Source organism: Shivajiella indica, assembly GCF_042683085.1.
Classification (GTDB): Bacteria; Bacteroidota; Bacteroidia; order Cytophagales; family Cyclobacteriaceae; genus Shivajiella; species Shivajiella indica.
Genome location: NZ_JBHUIV010000020.1, coordinates 78,206 through 95,267 on the forward strand (window position 1 = coordinate 78,206; position 17,062 = coordinate 95,267).

Below are 17,062 nucleotides of genomic sequence, written 5' to 3' on the forward strand. Positions count from 1 at the left end.
CGGCAAGCTCGGGGAACGGAATTTAGGTTTGGAAAATCGGGGGGAGGGAAGAAATGCGGCAAAGCCGCATTTCTTCCCTCCCCCCGGTATTTAATTCAAGTTCCTGTGGCCGAGCTTGCCGAGGCCCTCCAATTGATACGTGCATGATTCCGAAGAGTCTGATTACAAAAATTTTAAAATCCAAAATCCAAGCATAAAAAACCAAAATTCAAAACCTAAAACTTAGATCTACAATCCTAAATCCTAAACCATAAATTCAAAAAACCATTGAATCAATCTGAATATTAGGAATTATTTATCTCGGCAATTGGTTAAATTAGTGTACTTTTTATTTTGAATCTTTTCACTAAACCAAATAATTGCCATGTCTTTAGATCCTTTTCATTCCAAAAAAATCCTTAAATCCGGCAAAAATGAATTGACCTATTGGGATCTTTCATCCTTGCAGTCTGCTGGATATAAAATTGATACTTTGCCTTTTTCCATTCGGATTTTGTTGGAAAATGCACTCAGGAATTTTGATGATTTTGGGATTACCAAAGAGCATATTGAAACATTGGCGTCTTGGTCGCCTGAACCCTCAGACAAAGATATTCCTTTTAAGCCTGCCAGGGTGCTGATGCAGGATTTCACCGGAGTTCCTGCTGTGGTGGATATTGCTTCTTTAAGGGCAGAAGCAGTCAGGAAAGGTAAAGACCCTCAAAAGATCAATCCCCTGATTCCTGTGGATTTGGTAATAGACCATTCTGTACAGGTGGATTATTTTGGAACAAGCTATTCCTATCAAAGAAATGTGGAAGTGGAATATGAAAGGAACGGTGAGCGTTATCAGTTTTTAAAATGGGCTCAGAAAGCATTTGATAATTTTTCTGTAGTTCCCCCTGGAATGGGCATTTGTCATCAGGTGAACCTGGAATACCTGGCAAAGGGTGTCATCGACAGGGACGGAAAAGTTTTCCCTGATACTTTGGTAGGAACAGATTCCCATACCCCTATGGTGAACGGAATTGGAGTAGTTGCTTGGGGAGTCGGTGGAATAGAGGCGGAGGCTGCGATTTTGGGACAGCCCATATATTTCATTATGCCTGAGGTAGTGGGCTTAAAATTGACCGGAAAGCTTCCTTTGGGAACCACCGCAACGGACATGGTTCTGACCATCACCCAGTTGCTGAGGAGTCACGGTGTCGTAGGGAAATTTGTAGAGGTTTTCGGACCAGGGCTGGATAGCCTGACTGTTCCTGACCGTGCCACCATTTCCAATATGTCACCTGAGTTTGGTTGTACAGTAACTTATTTCCCGATAGACAACCGTACCTTGGACTACATGGCCAAAACCAATCGTTCTAAAAACCAGATACAGCTGGTAGAAGATTATTGTAAAGCCAATAGGCTATGGAGGGAAGGGGAGGAAAAAATCAAATATAGTTCTGTTGTTGAACTTGATCTAAGTTCCGTAGAGCCTACGGTTTCAGGTCCTAAAAGACCTCAGGATAAAATTCTTGTCCGGGAGTTCAAGGCCAAGTTCGGGCAATTATTGGAAAAGGAGCATGGTAGAGCATATATTCCGATTGATAAGAGGGAAGAAGGTAGATGGTATGGGGAAGGAGGAAGTCAACCTTCTGGGGCAGGAGGAGGAAATGCCACCGATATAGAATACGAAACAAAAGTGAAAAACGGATTGAAAACCGTGGTGGTGAAGATGAACAATGAGAAGTTTGCTCTTCATGATGGTTCAATCGTCATTGCCGCCATTACTTCCTGCACCAATACCTCCAATCCCTCTGTGATGCTGGGGGCGGGATTGGTAGCAAAGAAAGCACGTGAAAGAGGGTTAGATGTAAAACCTTGGGTAAAAACTTCCCTTGCCCCCGGTTCAAAAGTAGTAACAGATTATCTTCAAAAAGCCAATCTGATGGATGACCTGGAGGCTTTACGATTCCATGTGGTAGGATATGGCTGTACCTCCTGTATCGGGAATTCAGGACCTCTTCCCAAGCATATAGCCAAAGCAGTGGAGGAGAATGATCTTGTAGTAAGTTCTGTGCTATCGGGAAACAGGAATTTTGAAGCCAGGGTGCATCCACAGGTTAAGATGAATTTTCTTATGTCGCCTATGTTAGTAGTTGCTTATGCCTTGGCGGGAAGAGTAGATGTGGATTTGATGAATGAACCAATAGGTTACGATCCCAACCTTGAAGCGGTGTATCTCAGGGATATATGGCCTTCTAACGAAGAAATTTTTGAAGTGATGTCCAGGGTTCTTTCGCCCAAGGATTTTGAAAAGAGTTATGGGGAGATTTTTGAGGGAAATGATATCTGGAAAGAACTTCAGGCGCCAAAGGATAAGATTTACCAATGGTCTGAAGCGAGTACATATATAAAAGAGGTTCCCTTTTTCAATGGAATTTCTGAGGAGGTTTCTCCTTTAGTAGATATAGAAGGAGCAAGGGTTTTGCTCAAATTGGGTGATTCTATCACCACAGATCATATCTCTCCAGCAGGTTCATTTTCTGAATCCAGTCCTGCAGGAAGGTATCTTTTGGAAAGAGGGGTGGAGAAAAAGGATTTCAATTCCTATGGGTCGAGGAGGGGAAATGATGAGGTAATGGTAAGAGGCACCTTTGCCAATGTTAGGATAAAAAACCATTTGGTACAAAATGAGGGAGGCTTCACCCTTCATATCCCAAGTAATCAGGAAATGACAGTTTTTGAGGCATCAAGGAAATACATGGCAGAGAAGACGCCGCTTTTAGTTCTTGCCGGTAAAGAATATGGAAGCGGTTCCAGTAGGGATTGGGCAGCAAAAGGGACCAATCTTTTGGGTGTTAAAGCAATTCTTGCTGAAAGTTACGAAAGGATACACCGAAGCAATTTGGTAGGCATGGGGGTATTGCCGCTTCAATATAAAACCGGAGAAAATGCGGAAAGTTTGGGACTTACAGGAAAAGAGAAATTCAATATCTATGGCATCAGTGAAAGATTATCCCCCTTAAAGATTTTAGGGATAAAAGTGGAAAAAGAAGATGGAAGCCATCAGGAATTTGAAGTCATCTGTCGCTTAGATTCTGCCATTGAAATAGCGTACTATAAACATGGTGGAATTTTGCATTATGTATTAAGGGAATTCCTTAAAAAATAAAGAGAACCCATCATTCAAGGAATTTTGATATTTATAAAAAAGACAGTTTTATATTAACTATAAATATTTTTTATAATTTAAGTGATATAATTTACTGGTTTTGTGATAAAAATACCTAATATTGGTTATTGTGTTATACTTTTGCCTAGGGTAAATTGTATCAAAATCGAGTACAGGTCTTATTTCTAAACTTAAACCAATTTTTTATGTACACAGTCAGAAAGCATTGCCATTACTGTGGGTCAGTGATTCATGGTAGGGCGGATAAGAAGTTTTGTAATGATAATTGTAGGAGTAGTCACAACAATGGCAGAAGGGAAGTTTATGGGGATGTGATCAGGATTACCAACAGCCTGTTGAACAGGAACCGTAGGATCCTTTCAAAGGTTTTAGAAGATGGATTAGAGACCGTGAAAATCCCAAAAGACAGGATGTCCTTGATGGGATTTAATTTCAATTACCATTCCCACCATTTACCGGATTCCTTGGGACGAAATTATTGGTTTTGCTATGATTATGGTTATTTGGATATGGGAAATGGATGGGTGATGGTTATAAGGGATGTGGGGGAAAATTATTTAAAAAAACTAGGATAAGAATTTCAGCCCTTTTTCAAGGAATGCCGTATATTTCCATATACTAAACTCCTTGAAAAAGGCTGCTCCTTGGAAACGCGTACCGAATTTTATGATCAGATCGCTTTAGCAGAATTGAGTGCCTGGCTGTTGGAAAATAAGAAAAGGCCTTCCCTGTTAAATTTGATCACTAAAGGAACTCAAAGTACCATTAATCACCTGATACCTGAAAAAGTCCATCAGGTAATCACTTTTGCCATAGAGAATATGGTCAAAGGAGTACTTTTTGGGACAAAATTTATTACTCCCAAGCCATTTTTTGCCCAAAATCTTAAGGAAAGAGAAGATAAGGTCAGGAAAATCATAAAGATTTATAAAAATACTGCCTCAGCTGAAGGTGCAATTACCGGCGCAGGAGGAATATTATTGGGTTTGGCTGATTTTCCGGCATTTCTTACTATAAAGATGAAAATGCTTTTCGAAATAGCAGCAGCCTATGGTTATGACGTGAAGGATTTTAAAGAGCGCTTGTTTATGTTATATATTTTTAAATTGACTTTTGCCAGTCAGGAAATGAGAAATGCTACCATTGGAATCATTGAAAATTGGGATAATTATGCAGACCAACTTCCTAAAGAAGTGGAAGCTTTTGACTGGAAGGAGTTTCAGTTGGAATATAGGGATTATATGGACCTGGCAAAATTGGCACAACTCATACCTATTATTGGAGCAGGTGTAGGTGCAGTGGCCAATTACCAACTGACTGCCAAATTGGGAGATATGGCCATGCAGTGTTATAGAAGTAGGTATTTTGATTGGAAAGTGTAGAATGAAGAAGGATGAAGAATTAGAATGAAGCCTGTTGAGTGGGCATGAATAAAAAATAAGGGGGAAAAAGTTTAGAACCCGCCCTAATAAGTATTACATCAAAAACCGTGAAAAAAATAACCTTCAGATTCTGACTAAAGTTACTTATTCCAATCTTAGAAAAAATCCCCATTAATAGGGGTTTTTTATTTAAACACTGTTTAAAAATATAAATTTGATTAATACTTTTTTATTTATTTCATACCTAAAATCCTCCATTCCTACCTTCATGATCATAATTTGAAAAATAATTTGAGGTAAAGCTTATTTCCTGTATATTTTTACCTAAGCCCGGACCTTTTATTTACCCAGACCTAATGAAAAGAGCCATTATATTGGTTTTAGTATTACTGAGTATTACTTCGACAGTCTATGCCCAAAAAATCAATTCTTCCTATAGATTAAATATACATAAAACCGAAGAGCCTATTGAAATAGATGGGCTGATGAATGAAGAGGCCTGGCGGGTTGCGGATGTTGCCAGTGAATTTTTTATGATAACTCCCATGGATACCAGTTATTCCCAGGTGAAGACGGATGTGAGAATGGCTTATGATGATAAAAATCTGTACATCATCGTCATCAATCACCATGCGGTGGAAGGTCCCTATATGGTAGAATCTTTGCGTAGGGATTTCAATTTTGGAAAGAATGACAACTTTCTCCTGTTTATGGACCCCTTTGATGACCAGTTGAACGGGTTTTCCTTCGGGGCCAACGCTGCAGGTGCCCAATGGGACGGTATCATGTATGATGGAGGAAGAGTCGACCTGAGCTGGGACAATAAATGGGTTTCGAAAGTCAAAAATTACGAGGATAAGTGGATTTTTGAAGCTGCGATTCCATTCAAATCCATCAGGTATAAAATTGGAATCACGGAATGGGGAATCAATTTTAGCCGGATGGATCTGAAGACCACCGAAAAGTCCGGTTGGGCACCAGTTCCTAGACAATTTCCTTCCGCTTCTTTGGCCTATACAGGAATTCTTGTCTGGGACAATCCTCCTCCGGTGGCAGGACCCAATATTTCCATTATACCCTATGCAGTCGGAGGAAGGACCCGTGATGTGCAGGCAGGTGAAAATGCAGTTTACCGAAGGGATTTTGGAATGGATGCAAAAATAGGTTTGAGTTCCTCGATCAATCTTGACCTGACTGTAAATCCTGATTTTTCTCAGGTGGAGGTCGACAAACAAATCACCAACCTGGACAGGTTTGAATTGTTCTTCCCGGAAAGGAGACAGTTTTTTCTTGAAAATGCGGACCTCTTTGGAAATTTTGGTTATGAGTCCATTCGGCCTTTTTTTTCCAGAAGGATAGGGCTGAACGCACCGATACAGGCAGGGGCAAGATTAAGTGGCAGAATCAATAAAGACTGGCGTATAGGTGCCATGACCATGCAGACCGCAGCGGTGGAAGAAAAGGAAATAGATGCACAGAATTATTCGGTCATTTCTTTACAGAGACGTGTTTTCTCCCGATCCAACATAGGGGCCATTTTTGTCAATAGACAAGCAGGCCTGTTTAACGCTCCCATTGATTTCGATAAACCTGGATACGCAGCCTATGATCGGAATATTGGTTTGGAATATAATCTTGCTTCTTCCAATAATCTTTGGACCGGCAAGGCATTTGTGCTAAAATCTTTAAATCAAAATGTAAACAATGGCGGCCTGGCTTATGCTGCCAATCTTCGGTACACCAGTGGAAATCTGTACTGGAACCTTCAGGCTGAACATGTTTCTGAAAATTTTACAGCGGAAGTTGGTTATGTCCCAAGGGTAGGTTTTTATAAAGCCCATCCTGTTGTTGGCTATCTGTTTTTTCCAAAGAGTAAAAAAATCCTCAGCCATGGACCGGAATTGAATGCCAAGTGGTTTTTTGATACCAAATGGGACAAAACGGACAATGAAAGCTATGCCTTGTATAAAATCCGCTTTAGGAGCCAAAGCAACCTGGCTACCTGGTTTGCCCATGACTATGTGAAACTACTTCAGCCTTTTGATCCTACGAATGTTACTGGAGATACCCTGGCCAGGGGTACGGAACACCGTTGGCTTTCCTGGGGAGCAGAATATACCTCTAAGCCACAGTCCGTTTTTACATATGCTTTTTCCACCCGGTTGGGGGGCTATTATGCCAATGGGGAAAGATACAATGTAGTGGGAGAAATGGGATACCGGTTTCAGCCTTATTTCAGTATTACCATGACAGCCAATTATAATGAAATCCACCTGCCTGAACCTTGGAATGTCACCAGATTTTGGTTGGTAGGACCCAGGTTGGACCTGACCCTAACCAATACTTTTTTTATCACCTCATTTGTTCAGTATAACGAACAGATTGAGAATATCAATATCAATACCCGTCTGCAATGGCGCTTCAAACCGGCATCCGATATTTTCCTTGTCTTTACTGACAACTACCTTCCTGCGCCTTTCAATGTCAAAGACCGGTCGGTGGCGCTGAAATTTACCTATTGGTGGAACATTTAATAATGTAGAATGAGGAGTGATGAATTAAGAATGAGGGGGAAAAATGTAGAATGTAGAATTATGAATTAAGAATGGGGGAGCTTTGTGAATTGGGGAGATCGGTTTTGTAAGAAGTTATTTAAGATCCAAGGCAAAAGGCAAAAGTAAAAAGGAAGGAGCTTAGGTAAGTTTGGGGGATCGGTTCTGAAGAAGAAAGATTATTTTTTAATTACACCGAGGACCGCTGAGTAGGAACCGAGATCCACGGAGAATGGATGGGATCGCCGGCGAAACGGAACGAAGGTTGTTGGATTTCGGATTTCGAAAGGCGGATTTCGGAGATTTTGAACAATTAAGGAAAGAAAAAAGGCCAGAAAAATCCGGCCTTTATTGGGTGATATATTCTGATTATTGTTCTATTCTACTCGAAATATCCAATAAGAGCCCATTGGGATCTTCCAAAAGCATCCTTCTTTGTCCATAAAACTCATCTTCCGGTTCCTGGATAATAGGGACATTCATATTTCGCGCTCTTTCATATACTTCGTCCAGGTCGTTTACCACAAAGGAAAGGTTCACCCCAGAAGGGGATTGCACATAGTTTTGGGGTATCAGATCGGTGTTTTTCGGAAAAAGACCAATCTCTATCTGACTGTTCCTTGATTTTAGGTTGATATACCAATTACTTTCAAATTCAGTTTTAAAGTCCAGGATATTCTCATAAAAATTCTTACTGACCTGGATATTATCGGAAAACAAATTGGCAATTAATCTACTGGTAAGGATAGTTGGTAATTTAGTTTTTATACTGGGCATATCATTCTTAATTTTAAACGGTCTATTAACTTTGGTAAAGATAGCTTAAATATTACAACATATAAAATAAATTATTTATTATTATTGAATAATACAATTAAATTCAAAAATTCATACTTGTAATACAATATTAATGTTTTGAAAACAATATTTTTTCAACACCTCTAAAAATCAAATCTGACTTCTATTGCATTTAACGAAAAGGTCGTGCCAAGTGTATTTAGATATCGGAAAAATTTACATTTATTTTTAGGTCAAAGAACCCAAATATAAATGATTATACTGGCTAGAATATTTATTTTTACTAAAGTGGGCGGTTTTCTCAAAAAATATCCGAGTTGACTGTCTGCTTAAAAACCATCATATGTTAGGATTAGCTTGAAAAATCATAAATTAAAATTCCTCCAATATGTAGGGATATGTATCCTATTGTTTTCCTGTAAAGAGGAATACAATCAGGATTTTACCCAATGGGATACTTATCGGGGATCAAAAGATGCGGCACAGTTTTCCGGACTAAAACAGATTAACCGGGAAAATGTAAATCTATTGCAACCTGCTTGGGAATTTCATACCGGTGACAATGGTCCCAGAACCCCAATGGAATGTAATCCCATTGTCATAGGCAACACCATGTATGTAACCTCACCACAACTGGACCTCATTGCCCTGGATGCTGCCACAGGAGTGCAGACTTGGAGATTTACCTCTTCTTCCTTTAATGAAGGCTCAGGCATAAACCGTGGGGTGACTTACTTTGATGATGGGGCAGAAGGCAGGATTTTTATGCCCGCTGGACCTTACCTTTTTGCAGTGAATGCCAAATCCGGTGAGTTGATCAGTGACTTTGGTGTAGAAGGTAAAATCGATTTACGCCAGGATCTTGGAAAAGATCCTTCCAGACTTTCCATTGCTCTTTCCACCCCAGGGATTATTTATGGAGACCTTATTATCGTCGGTTCGGCTACAGGAGAAGGTTATGATGCTTCCCCAGGTCATGTTAGGGCTTATAATGCCCGATCAGGAAACTTGGAATGGATATTTCATACCATTCCCCAGCCCGGAGAATATGGTCATGATACCTGGGAATGGGTGGAAGGTGAAAATTATGGTGGTACCAACAATTGGGGCGGAATGAGCCTGGACGAGGAAAAAGGGTGGGTGTTTGTGGCTACGGGCTCTCCTACCTATGATTTTTATGGGGGTAACCGGCTTGGGGAAAACCTGTATGGGAACTGTGTGATTGCTTTGGATGCCCGGACAGGAGAAAGAAAATGGCATTATCAAGCGGTTACTCACGATATTTGGGATTATGACCTGCCCTGTGCGCCTACTCTTGCGAACATCCCCATAGAGGGAAAGCTGATAAAAGCTTTGGTACAACCAACCAAGATGGGAGAACTTATCCTGCTGGACCGGTACACTGGACAACCCCTACTTCCTGAGGATAAAAGGCCTGTCCCACCTTCCTATGTACCAGGAGAAAGGGCACATCCCAGCCAGAAATTCAATCAGGGGATTGTTTTGGTTCCTCAAGGCCTTGATAGCACTTACCTGACAGATATTTCTCATGAGGCGAATGCCTTTGCAAGAAAGGAATTTAAGAAATATAGGAATGAAGGGTTATATACTCCGCCGAGCATTGAAGGTACTCTGACCATGCCTGCCACAAGAGGAGGTTCCCTTTGGGGTGGAGTTTCTTATGACCCGGTTAACAATAAACTTTATGCCAATGTCAATGAACTGGCCATGATCCTGCAGCTCCGACAAGTTCAGCCAGCAGGAGTAGGGGAGAAGGCCAAGGTTTCAGGCTATCATTCCTATATGCTGAACTGTTCAAACTGCCATGGAGCAGATAGAAAGGGTTTGGCAAATGTCTATCCTTCCCTGATTGGTTTGGGTGAAAGAATGAATAAAGAGGAAATCAAGGGCCTAATCCGTGGAGGTAAAGGACTGATGCCTTCTTTTACCCAATTTGAAGATAAGCAGTTGGACGCCTTGGTTTCTTTTGTTTTGGATGGAAAGGTGCCAGAGGACATAGGAGAACAAAAAGAAGGACAAATGGACAAGTACATTATGACAGGATTTAGGCTTTTTGTGGATGAAGAAGGTTTTCCGGCCTCAAAACCTCCATGGGGGACCTTAAATGCGATAGACCTGAATACATTGACCATCCAATGGAAGGTGCCCTTAGGGGATTATCCAACCTTGACTGAAAGAGGGATTTCCGGAAAAGGCACCCAGAATTTTGGGGGATGTGTGGCTACTGCCGGAGGCCTTGTTTTTATGGGGGGATCAGCAGATGAAATGTTCCGTGCATTTGATGCCGAAACGGGGGAGGTGTTGTGGAGTTATAAATTACCGGCAGGAGGGTATGCAGTACCTGCAGTATATGAGGTAGAGGGTAAGCAATATGTGGTCATCGCCGCCGGAGGAGCCAACCGTATCGGTACACCCAGTGGGGACAGTTTTATTGCCTTTTCCTTGCCTTGATTTGTCTTTTTTTTCCCGCGGTGGAACTATGAGGCCATTGGAGCTTACCGTCATTGCGAGGCGCTAGGGTTCGAGTAAGTAGGAAAGGATCATTCAAAGTTTTCAACGAAAATATAGTTTGTAAGCGCCGTGGCAATCTCGGTTAAATGATGTTGCTATTTCCTTTGCTATTATGATTGACAAAGAAACGAAGGGACCAAGATAAAGAGTATTCAAACCTAAGCTTACTCCTAAAAACACCTAAGTAAATATGATGAAAATCAGCGTTCCTATTGTCTCCAAATCAGTGTTTTTAAAGGAATTAAAAAGGAAATTAAGGTATGTTATGAGGGATTAAACCAAACAATTAATCATGAAAACTTACCGGTATTACCTGAAAATCATCCTGGCGATGCTCTTGTTGGTGAACATCGGCTGCCAAGAAAATGAAGAACCAAATGGCGGAAACCCACCCGTTCCACCTATTGATAATGGAGGAGGGGATTTCCCTTTTTCCTATCTTGGTTCAGGTACAATCTTGTTCGAAAGGATAACTTCAGATGGAAATAAATCCAATCTTTATATGATTGATTTGGATCAAAAGAAAACATGGGGATTTTCGGAAGAAATATTTGAAGGAATCGTCAGTGATTTTAAGATTTCTCCCGACGGCCAAACCATTTTATTGACGCTTGGAAATGGATTCCCCATAAATTATCAAGTTCATACCTGTGACCTGCAGGGGAAAAACATCAAAAAATTGGTTTCTTTGGAGGATCAGACCTTCTATCCCTCTTGGTCACCAGATGGGGGGACAGTATATTTTTGGAATGTGGAATTTGGGGACTATGACAATTATGTATTGCATGCGGTTGGCAAAGATGGATTAAGCCTGAGACCCATTTTGGATTTCAATCAACTTAAGCCAGGCACCGTCACCGTTTCTTCCAAAAACAAGATTTCTTTTGCAACCAATCAGGGCGGTATTTTTGGAGGAACAGCAGGTATTTATATTTGTAATTCTGATGGAAATGAATTGGTTAACACTATTCCCCTGATTGACGAAGGGGTACACTTCAACTCTCCGGTTTTTTCTCCGGATGGGAATACCTTGGCCTATTTGAAAGTTTGGAGGTCATGGATGGATGGAAGTTACCAGAAAATGGAGGTGAGGGCTTTAAACATGAATACGATGGAAGAGGGGCTGATAATTTCAGTGCCAGCAGGCGGGATTATGGAGTGGAACTTTCCTGAAATAGGTAATTTGGTTTATTTGTCCTGGTCTCCGGATGGAAAGAAATTGATCTTCAATGTTCCCCAGGCCGACTATGTCTCTTACCTCTATGTGGTTGATGCCGATGGCAGTAATCTAACAAAAGTGACTACTGAAACTGCCGTTTCCGACCGATATGGGTCTTGGGGAAGGTGATCTGCGACCTGACTAAGAGACGGAGGAACTTAGGGATTTAGAGACTTTTAGACTAAGGGAAAAAGTGACTGAGTGTGGTTAGAGCTTTCCGTCATCGGTAGTCGTTACGGTGCAGGTAAATTCAAAATGGATCTACCAATATCCTTTAGGGAAAAAAAGCAAAAGTAGTCCTGCAATCTCTCTGGAAAGTAAACCCTTTTGCCTTTTTACTTTTGCCTTTCTTACTTTTAGAACTTCCTATACTTCCCTCCCAAATACTTATTCGCCTTTTTCTCAGCAAAGCGGGCTTTTTTGCTGTCCCAATGGAGGGTTTCATTCGGGAACCTTCCTGCAATCACCCCGAGTAGGATGGTTTCGGTAAGCCGGGCGGAGTATTCAAAAGGAGCAGAGCATTCTCCTTTTCCCAGACAGGCATCCACAAACTGATGGTAATGCTTTTTGCTTTCTCCATCATAATCCTTTACCGGAGCTCCTAGATTAAAAGGCTTCACATCAAACTCCTTGTATTTTCCATCCACAATCCATCGTGGAAGTTCCTGGAAATGCGGTAATAGCAATCTTCCTTTTTCACCCAAAAACATAGCGCCTTGTTCCGGTAATTTATCCCCATTGGGAAGATGAAGATCCTCATGGTCTGCCGGTGCACCTACACCATCATACCATACCCATTTGAGGGTTTCTGCTGTGTAAGGGGTTTTTGGAAATTCGTAGGTCACAGTATTATTTTCAGGGAATCCAAATCCCGTAGGTTGACGGCATTCAGTACGGATGGTACGGGGAACATCCAGTTGCAGGGCATTGTAGGGTGTATCGAAAATGTGCACGCCCATATCGCCCAGGGTACCACAACCGAAATCCATAATTTTTCTCCAGTTGCCCGGGTGATAAACGCCTTCTTTGTAAGCCCGCTTCGGTGCTGTGCCCAGCCAGAGGTTCCAGTCCAGATTTTCCGGTACGGGATCGCTTCCTGTAGGCTCGGGGCCATCATAGCCCCAGTTTTTGGGAGACCAGGCCCTTACAGTATGTACTTTACCGATAATTCCTGATTGGATCAGGAGGGTAGCCAGTTTGTAGTCGTAGAAGGAATGCACCTGAATGCCCATCTGGGTAACCAGCTTTTTTTCTTCGGCCATTTTTTTCATGGCCCGGGCTTCGGTCACATGATGGGTGAGCGGTTTTTGGCAATAGACAGGCTTATTCATTTCCATCGCCATCAAGGAGGCAGGGGCATGGGTATGGTCGGGAGTTGAGACGACCACTGCGTCAAACTCATTTTTCATGTCCTTCAGCATCACCCTATAGTCAGGATAGCTTTTGGCATTGGGATAAAGGGCTTTGGCTCTAGCAAGCATCTTGCTGTCCACATCGCAAAGCCCCACAACTTCCACCTCGGGATGTGAAGAAATGGCAGCCAGGTCTTCCATGCCCATTCCCCCCAATCCAATATGGACCGTTCTCAATTTGCCTGCGGCTTTGGCCTGTGCCAGGATATGGGGAGCCAATGCCAAACCTGCGGCACCTAAAGCGGACTTTACCAAAAAGTCTCTGCGGTTGATCACCTGAAAATTTTTCTTCATCGGGTTATTGTTAATTGTTTGTTGCCGGTAACTCTTTGATTCTGATATTGCGGAAGTGGACCACATCTCCATGTCCCAAAAAGCCAATATGGCCAATGCTGCGCTTTAGACCTGGATGCTCCTTTTGGTCCAAGGTCCCATTTTTGCTGGATTCCAGGTAATCCCCTTCCAGGATGGTGGTTCCGTTCAGAATCACTTTAATTTTGGGATGTTGGACAATGACCTCCTGTTGGTTCCATTCTCCCGGAGCTTTCAGATGACCCCGCTTGGCAGCCATGACCCCATAGACTGAACCGTGAAATTGGTAGTCGTGAAGGTCCGCATATTTCTCTGCCTCATTGTCCAGGATCTGGATTTCCTTGCCCACATAGGCGGCATCTCCTTCCAATGGGGCATGGATACCAAGGCCATTGTTGGCCCCTGGGGTCAAAAGGAACTCAAATTTCAAAATAAAATTCCCATATTCTTTTTCAGTGAAAAGATTTCCTCCCCCGCCACCTTTAGGATCTATGACGATCATGCCGTTTTCTGCCCGGTAAGCAGTTTTATTACCTATCCATCCATCGAGATTTTTACCGTTGAAAAGGGGGGTAAATTCACTTTCGGGGATTTCCTGGGCTATGACGGTGCCCAAACCAAAAAGTTGAAAGACAGCGAGGCAAAACAAGATTTTCTTCATAATGAGGTGCTTGAGTTTGATTGAATGGGAAATCCCGGGTTTATTCAACCTGTAATTTTTTGTGTCATTCAATTTATAAAAAAATAATCTAAATCGTAAAACTTGTTGAAAAAATTAAGAAAAGGTAATTAGGGATAAAAAGTTGTCATGGTTGTCATGGTTGTCGGGTTGTCGTGGTTGGAGCTTTGAAGGTAGGGGGGATGGGTACTGAAGGCGTCATGCTGAATGCAATGAAAGCCTGTCCCGCAGCATTGCGGGGCATCTCACCAATTTATGGAAGATAATTTTTTGAACCCTTCCTTCGGAAGGCAGGGATGAATGAGGATGAACACGGATAAAGCTTTGCTTTTATAGTCCACGAATTTCACATATGAACACAAATTGTTTAGGTTAGAGAAGAATGGAACGCCCCCGGCTGATTGGACGGGCAGGGATAACGCGGATTTGACGGATGTTCGCGGAAGGAATTTAACCACAGATGAATGATGATGAACGCTGATAAAAGGACCACGAATTTTGCGCCTGTCTCTGCAGGCAGGAATTAGCACAAATTTTGAATTTTTTGTTGGGCATCTGGGTGGATTTGGGCGATGATGGGAATTTGAAGGGGAAAAGGAAAAGGGATTAGGCGCGAAGCTTCCGGATTAGCACGAACCCTAGTTGTAGACTTGAGTGTGAAATTGAACGGAACAGCCCTGTGAGGGCAATAGATATAGTAACTTGGGGTTTTAACCTCGGGCTGATGACCAATATGCAGCTGCTTTGATATCAATGATCCAATCATTCCATGGTGCAGCTTCATATAAAGCTGGATTATTTAAAAAAGGATCTTTATGTTCCTCCTTGTCTTAGCGGAAAACAAATCATACCTCCTCCGGTACCAGATGGTGGAATAGGAGCAGTCCCAGGGTAATCATGGTCATCGAGAAAGCGGTGGACTGGGCATTCCAGGTTTCGGATTGCCACATCAGAAACCATTCCCCTGCCAGCGTCACAAAAAATACAAACCACTGCACAAAACTCATGAGATAGCCCATACTTACCATTTCCTTTGCCTGTTTAAACTTTTCGGAGTCATTTCCTGCTTTGAACATGGCCACTGCACCCCTTCCAAGGATGATGGCAGTTGCAGATTCCCAAATAATGATCATTCCATAAAATACCGGAACAGCCCAAGGCCAGTGAATAGCCCGCCATTGATTTGCCGGATTGGAAAACACATCTTCCATGTTCAGGACTCCTTTGACAAAAGCCAGGTTGGAAGCGTAATCGCTGATATTGTTGAATGCAATGAATATGAAATATAAAGCAAAGGAAGCCGCGAGAATGCTTTTTATGGTTCGGGAATTCATAAGGCAGGGTTTTTCCCTTAATATTACCCAATTTTTTCAAAACTTCCTGCTCAAAAAGGGAAGTATCAGGTTCCGCAGAAAGTTTGGTAACCAGCATCCACCTCTCCTGGCACTTCCTGGTATTTGTCCATTCCTGGCCTGTCCTCATAAGGATTTTGTAGGACCTCCAGCAATTCCTGGAAAGGTTTCAAATCTCCATGTATACTCGCTGCATCCAGGGCTTCCTCTACCAGATGGTTGCGAGGTATGATGGCAGGATTGTTTGCATCCATCAAATGTTGTGCTTTTTCCCTATTATTGGAAATCCTATCCCTCCAAAGCAGCAACCAACCTTTGAATTCTGGCTTTTCGTAGATACTGTCCTTGGGGAATTCATTTCTCCTCAGGTATAAAAAGGTATTGGTATAATCGGCCTTGTTGTTTTTCATCCAATGGAGCAGGTCATCAATCAAGGCTTTGTCGGATGGTTTGGTTGTTTCAATCCCCAGTTTGCGGCCCATCATTTCCAACCATTTGGATTCATAGTCCTTGGGAAACCTGCTGATGGATTCACGGGCTATTTTTAGGGCATCTTCCGTAACAGGGGCAATTTCGGGCAATAGGGCAGAGGCCAGGCATCCCAGATTCCAATGGGCAATAAAGGGTTGGTTGCCATAGGCATACCTTCCCTGCGTATCGATGGAACTGAATACCGTCATGGGATCATAGCTGTTCATAAAGGCACAGGGCCCATAATCTATAGTCTCTCCGGGAATGCTCATATTGTCCGTGTTCATTACCCCATGGATAAAGCCCACCCGCATCCAATCGGTAATCAGGTCAAGCTGCTTGTCCATCACTGCCTCAAAGAATGCCAAGGCCTTATTTTCAGTCTCATCCAGTTCCGGATAATGTCTTGCTATACTATATTGGAGCAGGTCTTTGAGGTATTGGCCATTATGGAAATTCCGGGCATATTCGAAAGTTCCTACCCGTATATGGCTTTCCGCAACACGGGTAAGGATAGCACCTGCACGGATAACTTCACGGTAAACGGGTTCACCGGTTACCACCACCGCCAAAGACCTGGAAGTAGGGATTCCCAGATAGTGCATGGCTTCTGAGATGAGGTATTCCCGCAGCATAGCGCTCAGGTGGGCCCTTCCGTCTCCATTGCGGGAGTAGGGGGTTCTGCCTGAACCTTTCAGTTGAATGTCAAAACGCTTTCCCTCAGGTGTGACCTGCTCTCCCAATAATATGGCCCTTCCATCTCCCAACATGGTGAACTGTCCAAATTGATGGCCGGCGTAAGCCTGGGCCATGGGCTTTGCGTCCGTTGGAAGCTGGTTACCTGAAAAAACAGCACTTAGGGTAGCAGTATCGTATTTTTCAAGATCTAGACCCAGTTCCTTGGCCAAACTATGGTTTAGGACAATCAATTGCGGAGATTTTACCGGAGTAGGGTGGATTGTGCTGAAAAGTGCTTCGGGAAGTTGCTGATAAGTGTTTTCGAGGTTCCAGGTCATTTCCATGGCTAGGGTTTTGCTTGCTTGTTGAAGGAACAAATCTGGGTAAAATTAAATTTCATTGTCTTGGATTTTTTGCAAGGTCTATGATTTAAAAAAGCTGTAAACCTTAGTGATTCTTTGAGGCTTGGTGGGATAAATATTTCCCACAAAGTCACCAAGGGGCACAAAGGAAAA

General features: G+C 42.5%; 11 protein-coding genes. 6 read left to right on the forward strand and 5 right to left on the reverse strand.

The window, feature by feature from the left end; all coding sequences use genetic code 11:
• The first annotated feature begins 364 nt into the window (after window positions 1–364).
• The 4 genes from acnA (at window position 365) to ACFSKV_RS14520 (ending at window position 7,076) form a co-directional block, all read left to right on the forward strand.
• Entirely contained in the window at window positions 365–3,139 is a 2,775-nt protein-coding gene (gene acnA / locus ACFSKV_RS14505; RefSeq protein WP_380804215.1) for an aconitate hydratase, read from the forward strand.
• 206 nt (window positions 3,140–3,345) lie between these two features.
• A complete protein-coding gene (locus tag ACFSKV_RS14510) occupies window positions 3,346–3,735 on the forward strand; it encodes a DUF2116 family Zn-ribbon domain-containing protein (RefSeq protein WP_380804218.1) in 390 nt (129 codons plus the stop codon).
• Window positions 3,736–3,804: 69 nt separating this feature from the next.
• On the forward strand, window positions 3,805–4,542 hold the full coding sequence (locus tag ACFSKV_RS14515) for an EcsC family protein (RefSeq protein WP_380804221.1): 738 nt from the start codon (window positions 3,805–3,807) through the stop codon (window positions 4,540–4,542).
• Between the two features lie 356 nt (window positions 4,543–4,898).
• On the forward strand, window positions 4,899–7,076 hold the full coding sequence (locus ACFSKV_RS14520) for a DUF5916 domain-containing protein (protein ID WP_380804222.1): 2,178 nt from the start codon (window positions 4,899–4,901) through the stop codon (window positions 7,074–7,076).
• A gap of 387 nt (window positions 7,077–7,463) precedes the next feature.
• On the opposite strand, the gene ACFSKV_RS14525 is transcribed toward ACFSKV_RS14520, so the two are convergent.
• Window positions 7,464–7,871: a VOC family protein gene (locus tag ACFSKV_RS14525; RefSeq protein WP_380804225.1), complete on the reverse strand. Its 408-nt coding sequence runs from the start codon at window positions 7,869–7,871 to the stop codon at window positions 7,464–7,466.
• 378 nt (window positions 7,872–8,249) lie between these two features.
• Between ACFSKV_RS14525 and ACFSKV_RS14530 the strand changes: the two genes are divergently transcribed.
• Both ACFSKV_RS14530 and ACFSKV_RS14535 read left to right on the forward strand, forming a co-directional pair.
• A complete protein-coding gene (locus ACFSKV_RS14530; protein ID WP_380804228.1) occupies window positions 8,250–10,364 on the forward strand; it encodes a pyrroloquinoline quinone-dependent dehydrogenase in 2,115 nt (704 codons plus the stop codon).
• Between the two features lie 352 nt (window positions 10,365–10,716).
• Window positions 10,717–11,772 carry a TolB family protein gene (locus tag ACFSKV_RS14535; protein ID WP_380804231.1) on the forward strand — a complete coding sequence of 352 codons (1,056 nt, stop codon included), beginning with the start codon at window positions 10,717–10,719 and terminating at the stop codon, window positions 11,770–11,772.
• Window positions 11,773–11,999: 227 nt separating this feature from the next.
• Here ACFSKV_RS14535 and ACFSKV_RS14540 read toward each other — a convergent pair whose 3' ends face one another.
• The 4 genes from ACFSKV_RS14540 to ACFSKV_RS14555 all read right to left on the reverse strand — a co-directional run bounded on the left by ACFSKV_RS14540 (window position 12,000) and on the right by ACFSKV_RS14555 (window position 16,885).
• Window positions 12,000–13,349 carry a Gfo/Idh/MocA family protein gene (locus ACFSKV_RS14540; protein ID WP_380804233.1) on the reverse strand — a complete coding sequence of 450 codons (1,350 nt, stop codon included), beginning with the start codon at window positions 13,347–13,349 and terminating at the stop codon, window positions 12,000–12,002.
• A gap of 10 nt (window positions 13,350–13,359) precedes the next feature.
• Window positions 13,360–14,028, reverse strand: a complete 669-nt coding sequence (locus ACFSKV_RS14545; RefSeq protein WP_380804236.1) for a 3-keto-disaccharide hydrolase — start codon at window positions 14,026–14,028, stop codon at window positions 13,360–13,362.
• Window positions 14,029–14,891: 863 nt separating this feature from the next.
• A complete protein-coding gene (locus tag ACFSKV_RS14550) occupies window positions 14,892–15,380 on the reverse strand; it encodes a DUF2165 family protein (RefSeq protein WP_380804238.1) in 489 nt (162 codons plus the stop codon).
• A gap of 65 nt (window positions 15,381–15,445) precedes the next feature.
• Entirely contained in the window at window positions 15,446–16,885 is a 1,440-nt protein-coding gene (locus tag ACFSKV_RS14555; RefSeq protein WP_380804241.1) for a protein adenylyltransferase SelO, read from the reverse strand.
• Between the last annotated feature and the right edge of the window lie 177 nt (window positions 16,886–17,062).

Bases quoted from the DNA above. Each gene is read 5' to 3' on its own strand.
- ACFSKV_RS14510 (WP_380804218.1), top strand. From the start codon at position 3,346: ATGTACACAGTCAGAAAGCATTGCCATTACTGTGGGTCAGTGATTCAT.
- ACFSKV_RS14525 (WP_380804225.1), bottom strand. From the start codon at position 7,871: ATGCCCAGTATAAAAACTAAATTACCAACTATCCTTACCAGTAGATTA.
- ACFSKV_RS14535 (WP_380804231.1), top strand. From the start codon at position 10,717: ATGAAAACTTACCGGTATTACCTGAAAATCATCCTGGCGATGCTCTTG.
- ACFSKV_RS14540 (WP_380804233.1), bottom strand. From the start codon at position 13,349: ATGAAGAAAAATTTTCAGGTGATCAACCGCAGAGACTTTTTGGTAAAG.
- ACFSKV_RS14545 (WP_380804236.1), bottom strand. From the start codon at position 14,028: ATGAAGAAAATCTTGTTTTGCCTCGCTGTCTTTCAACTTTTTGGTTTG.
- acnA (WP_380804215.1), top strand. From the start codon at position 365: ATGTCTTTAGATCCTTTTCATTCCAAAAAAATCCTTAAATCCGGCAAA.
- ACFSKV_RS14520 (WP_380804222.1), top strand. From the start codon at position 4,899: ATGAAAAGAGCCATTATATTGGTTTTAGTATTACTGAGTATTACTTCG.
- ACFSKV_RS14550 (WP_380804238.1), bottom strand. From the start codon at position 15,380: ATGAATTCCCGAACCATAAAAAGCATTCTCGCGGCTTCCTTTGCTTTA.
- ACFSKV_RS14555 (WP_380804241.1), bottom strand. From the start codon at position 16,885: ATGACCTGGAACCTCGAAAACACTTATCAGCAACTTCCCGAAGCACTT.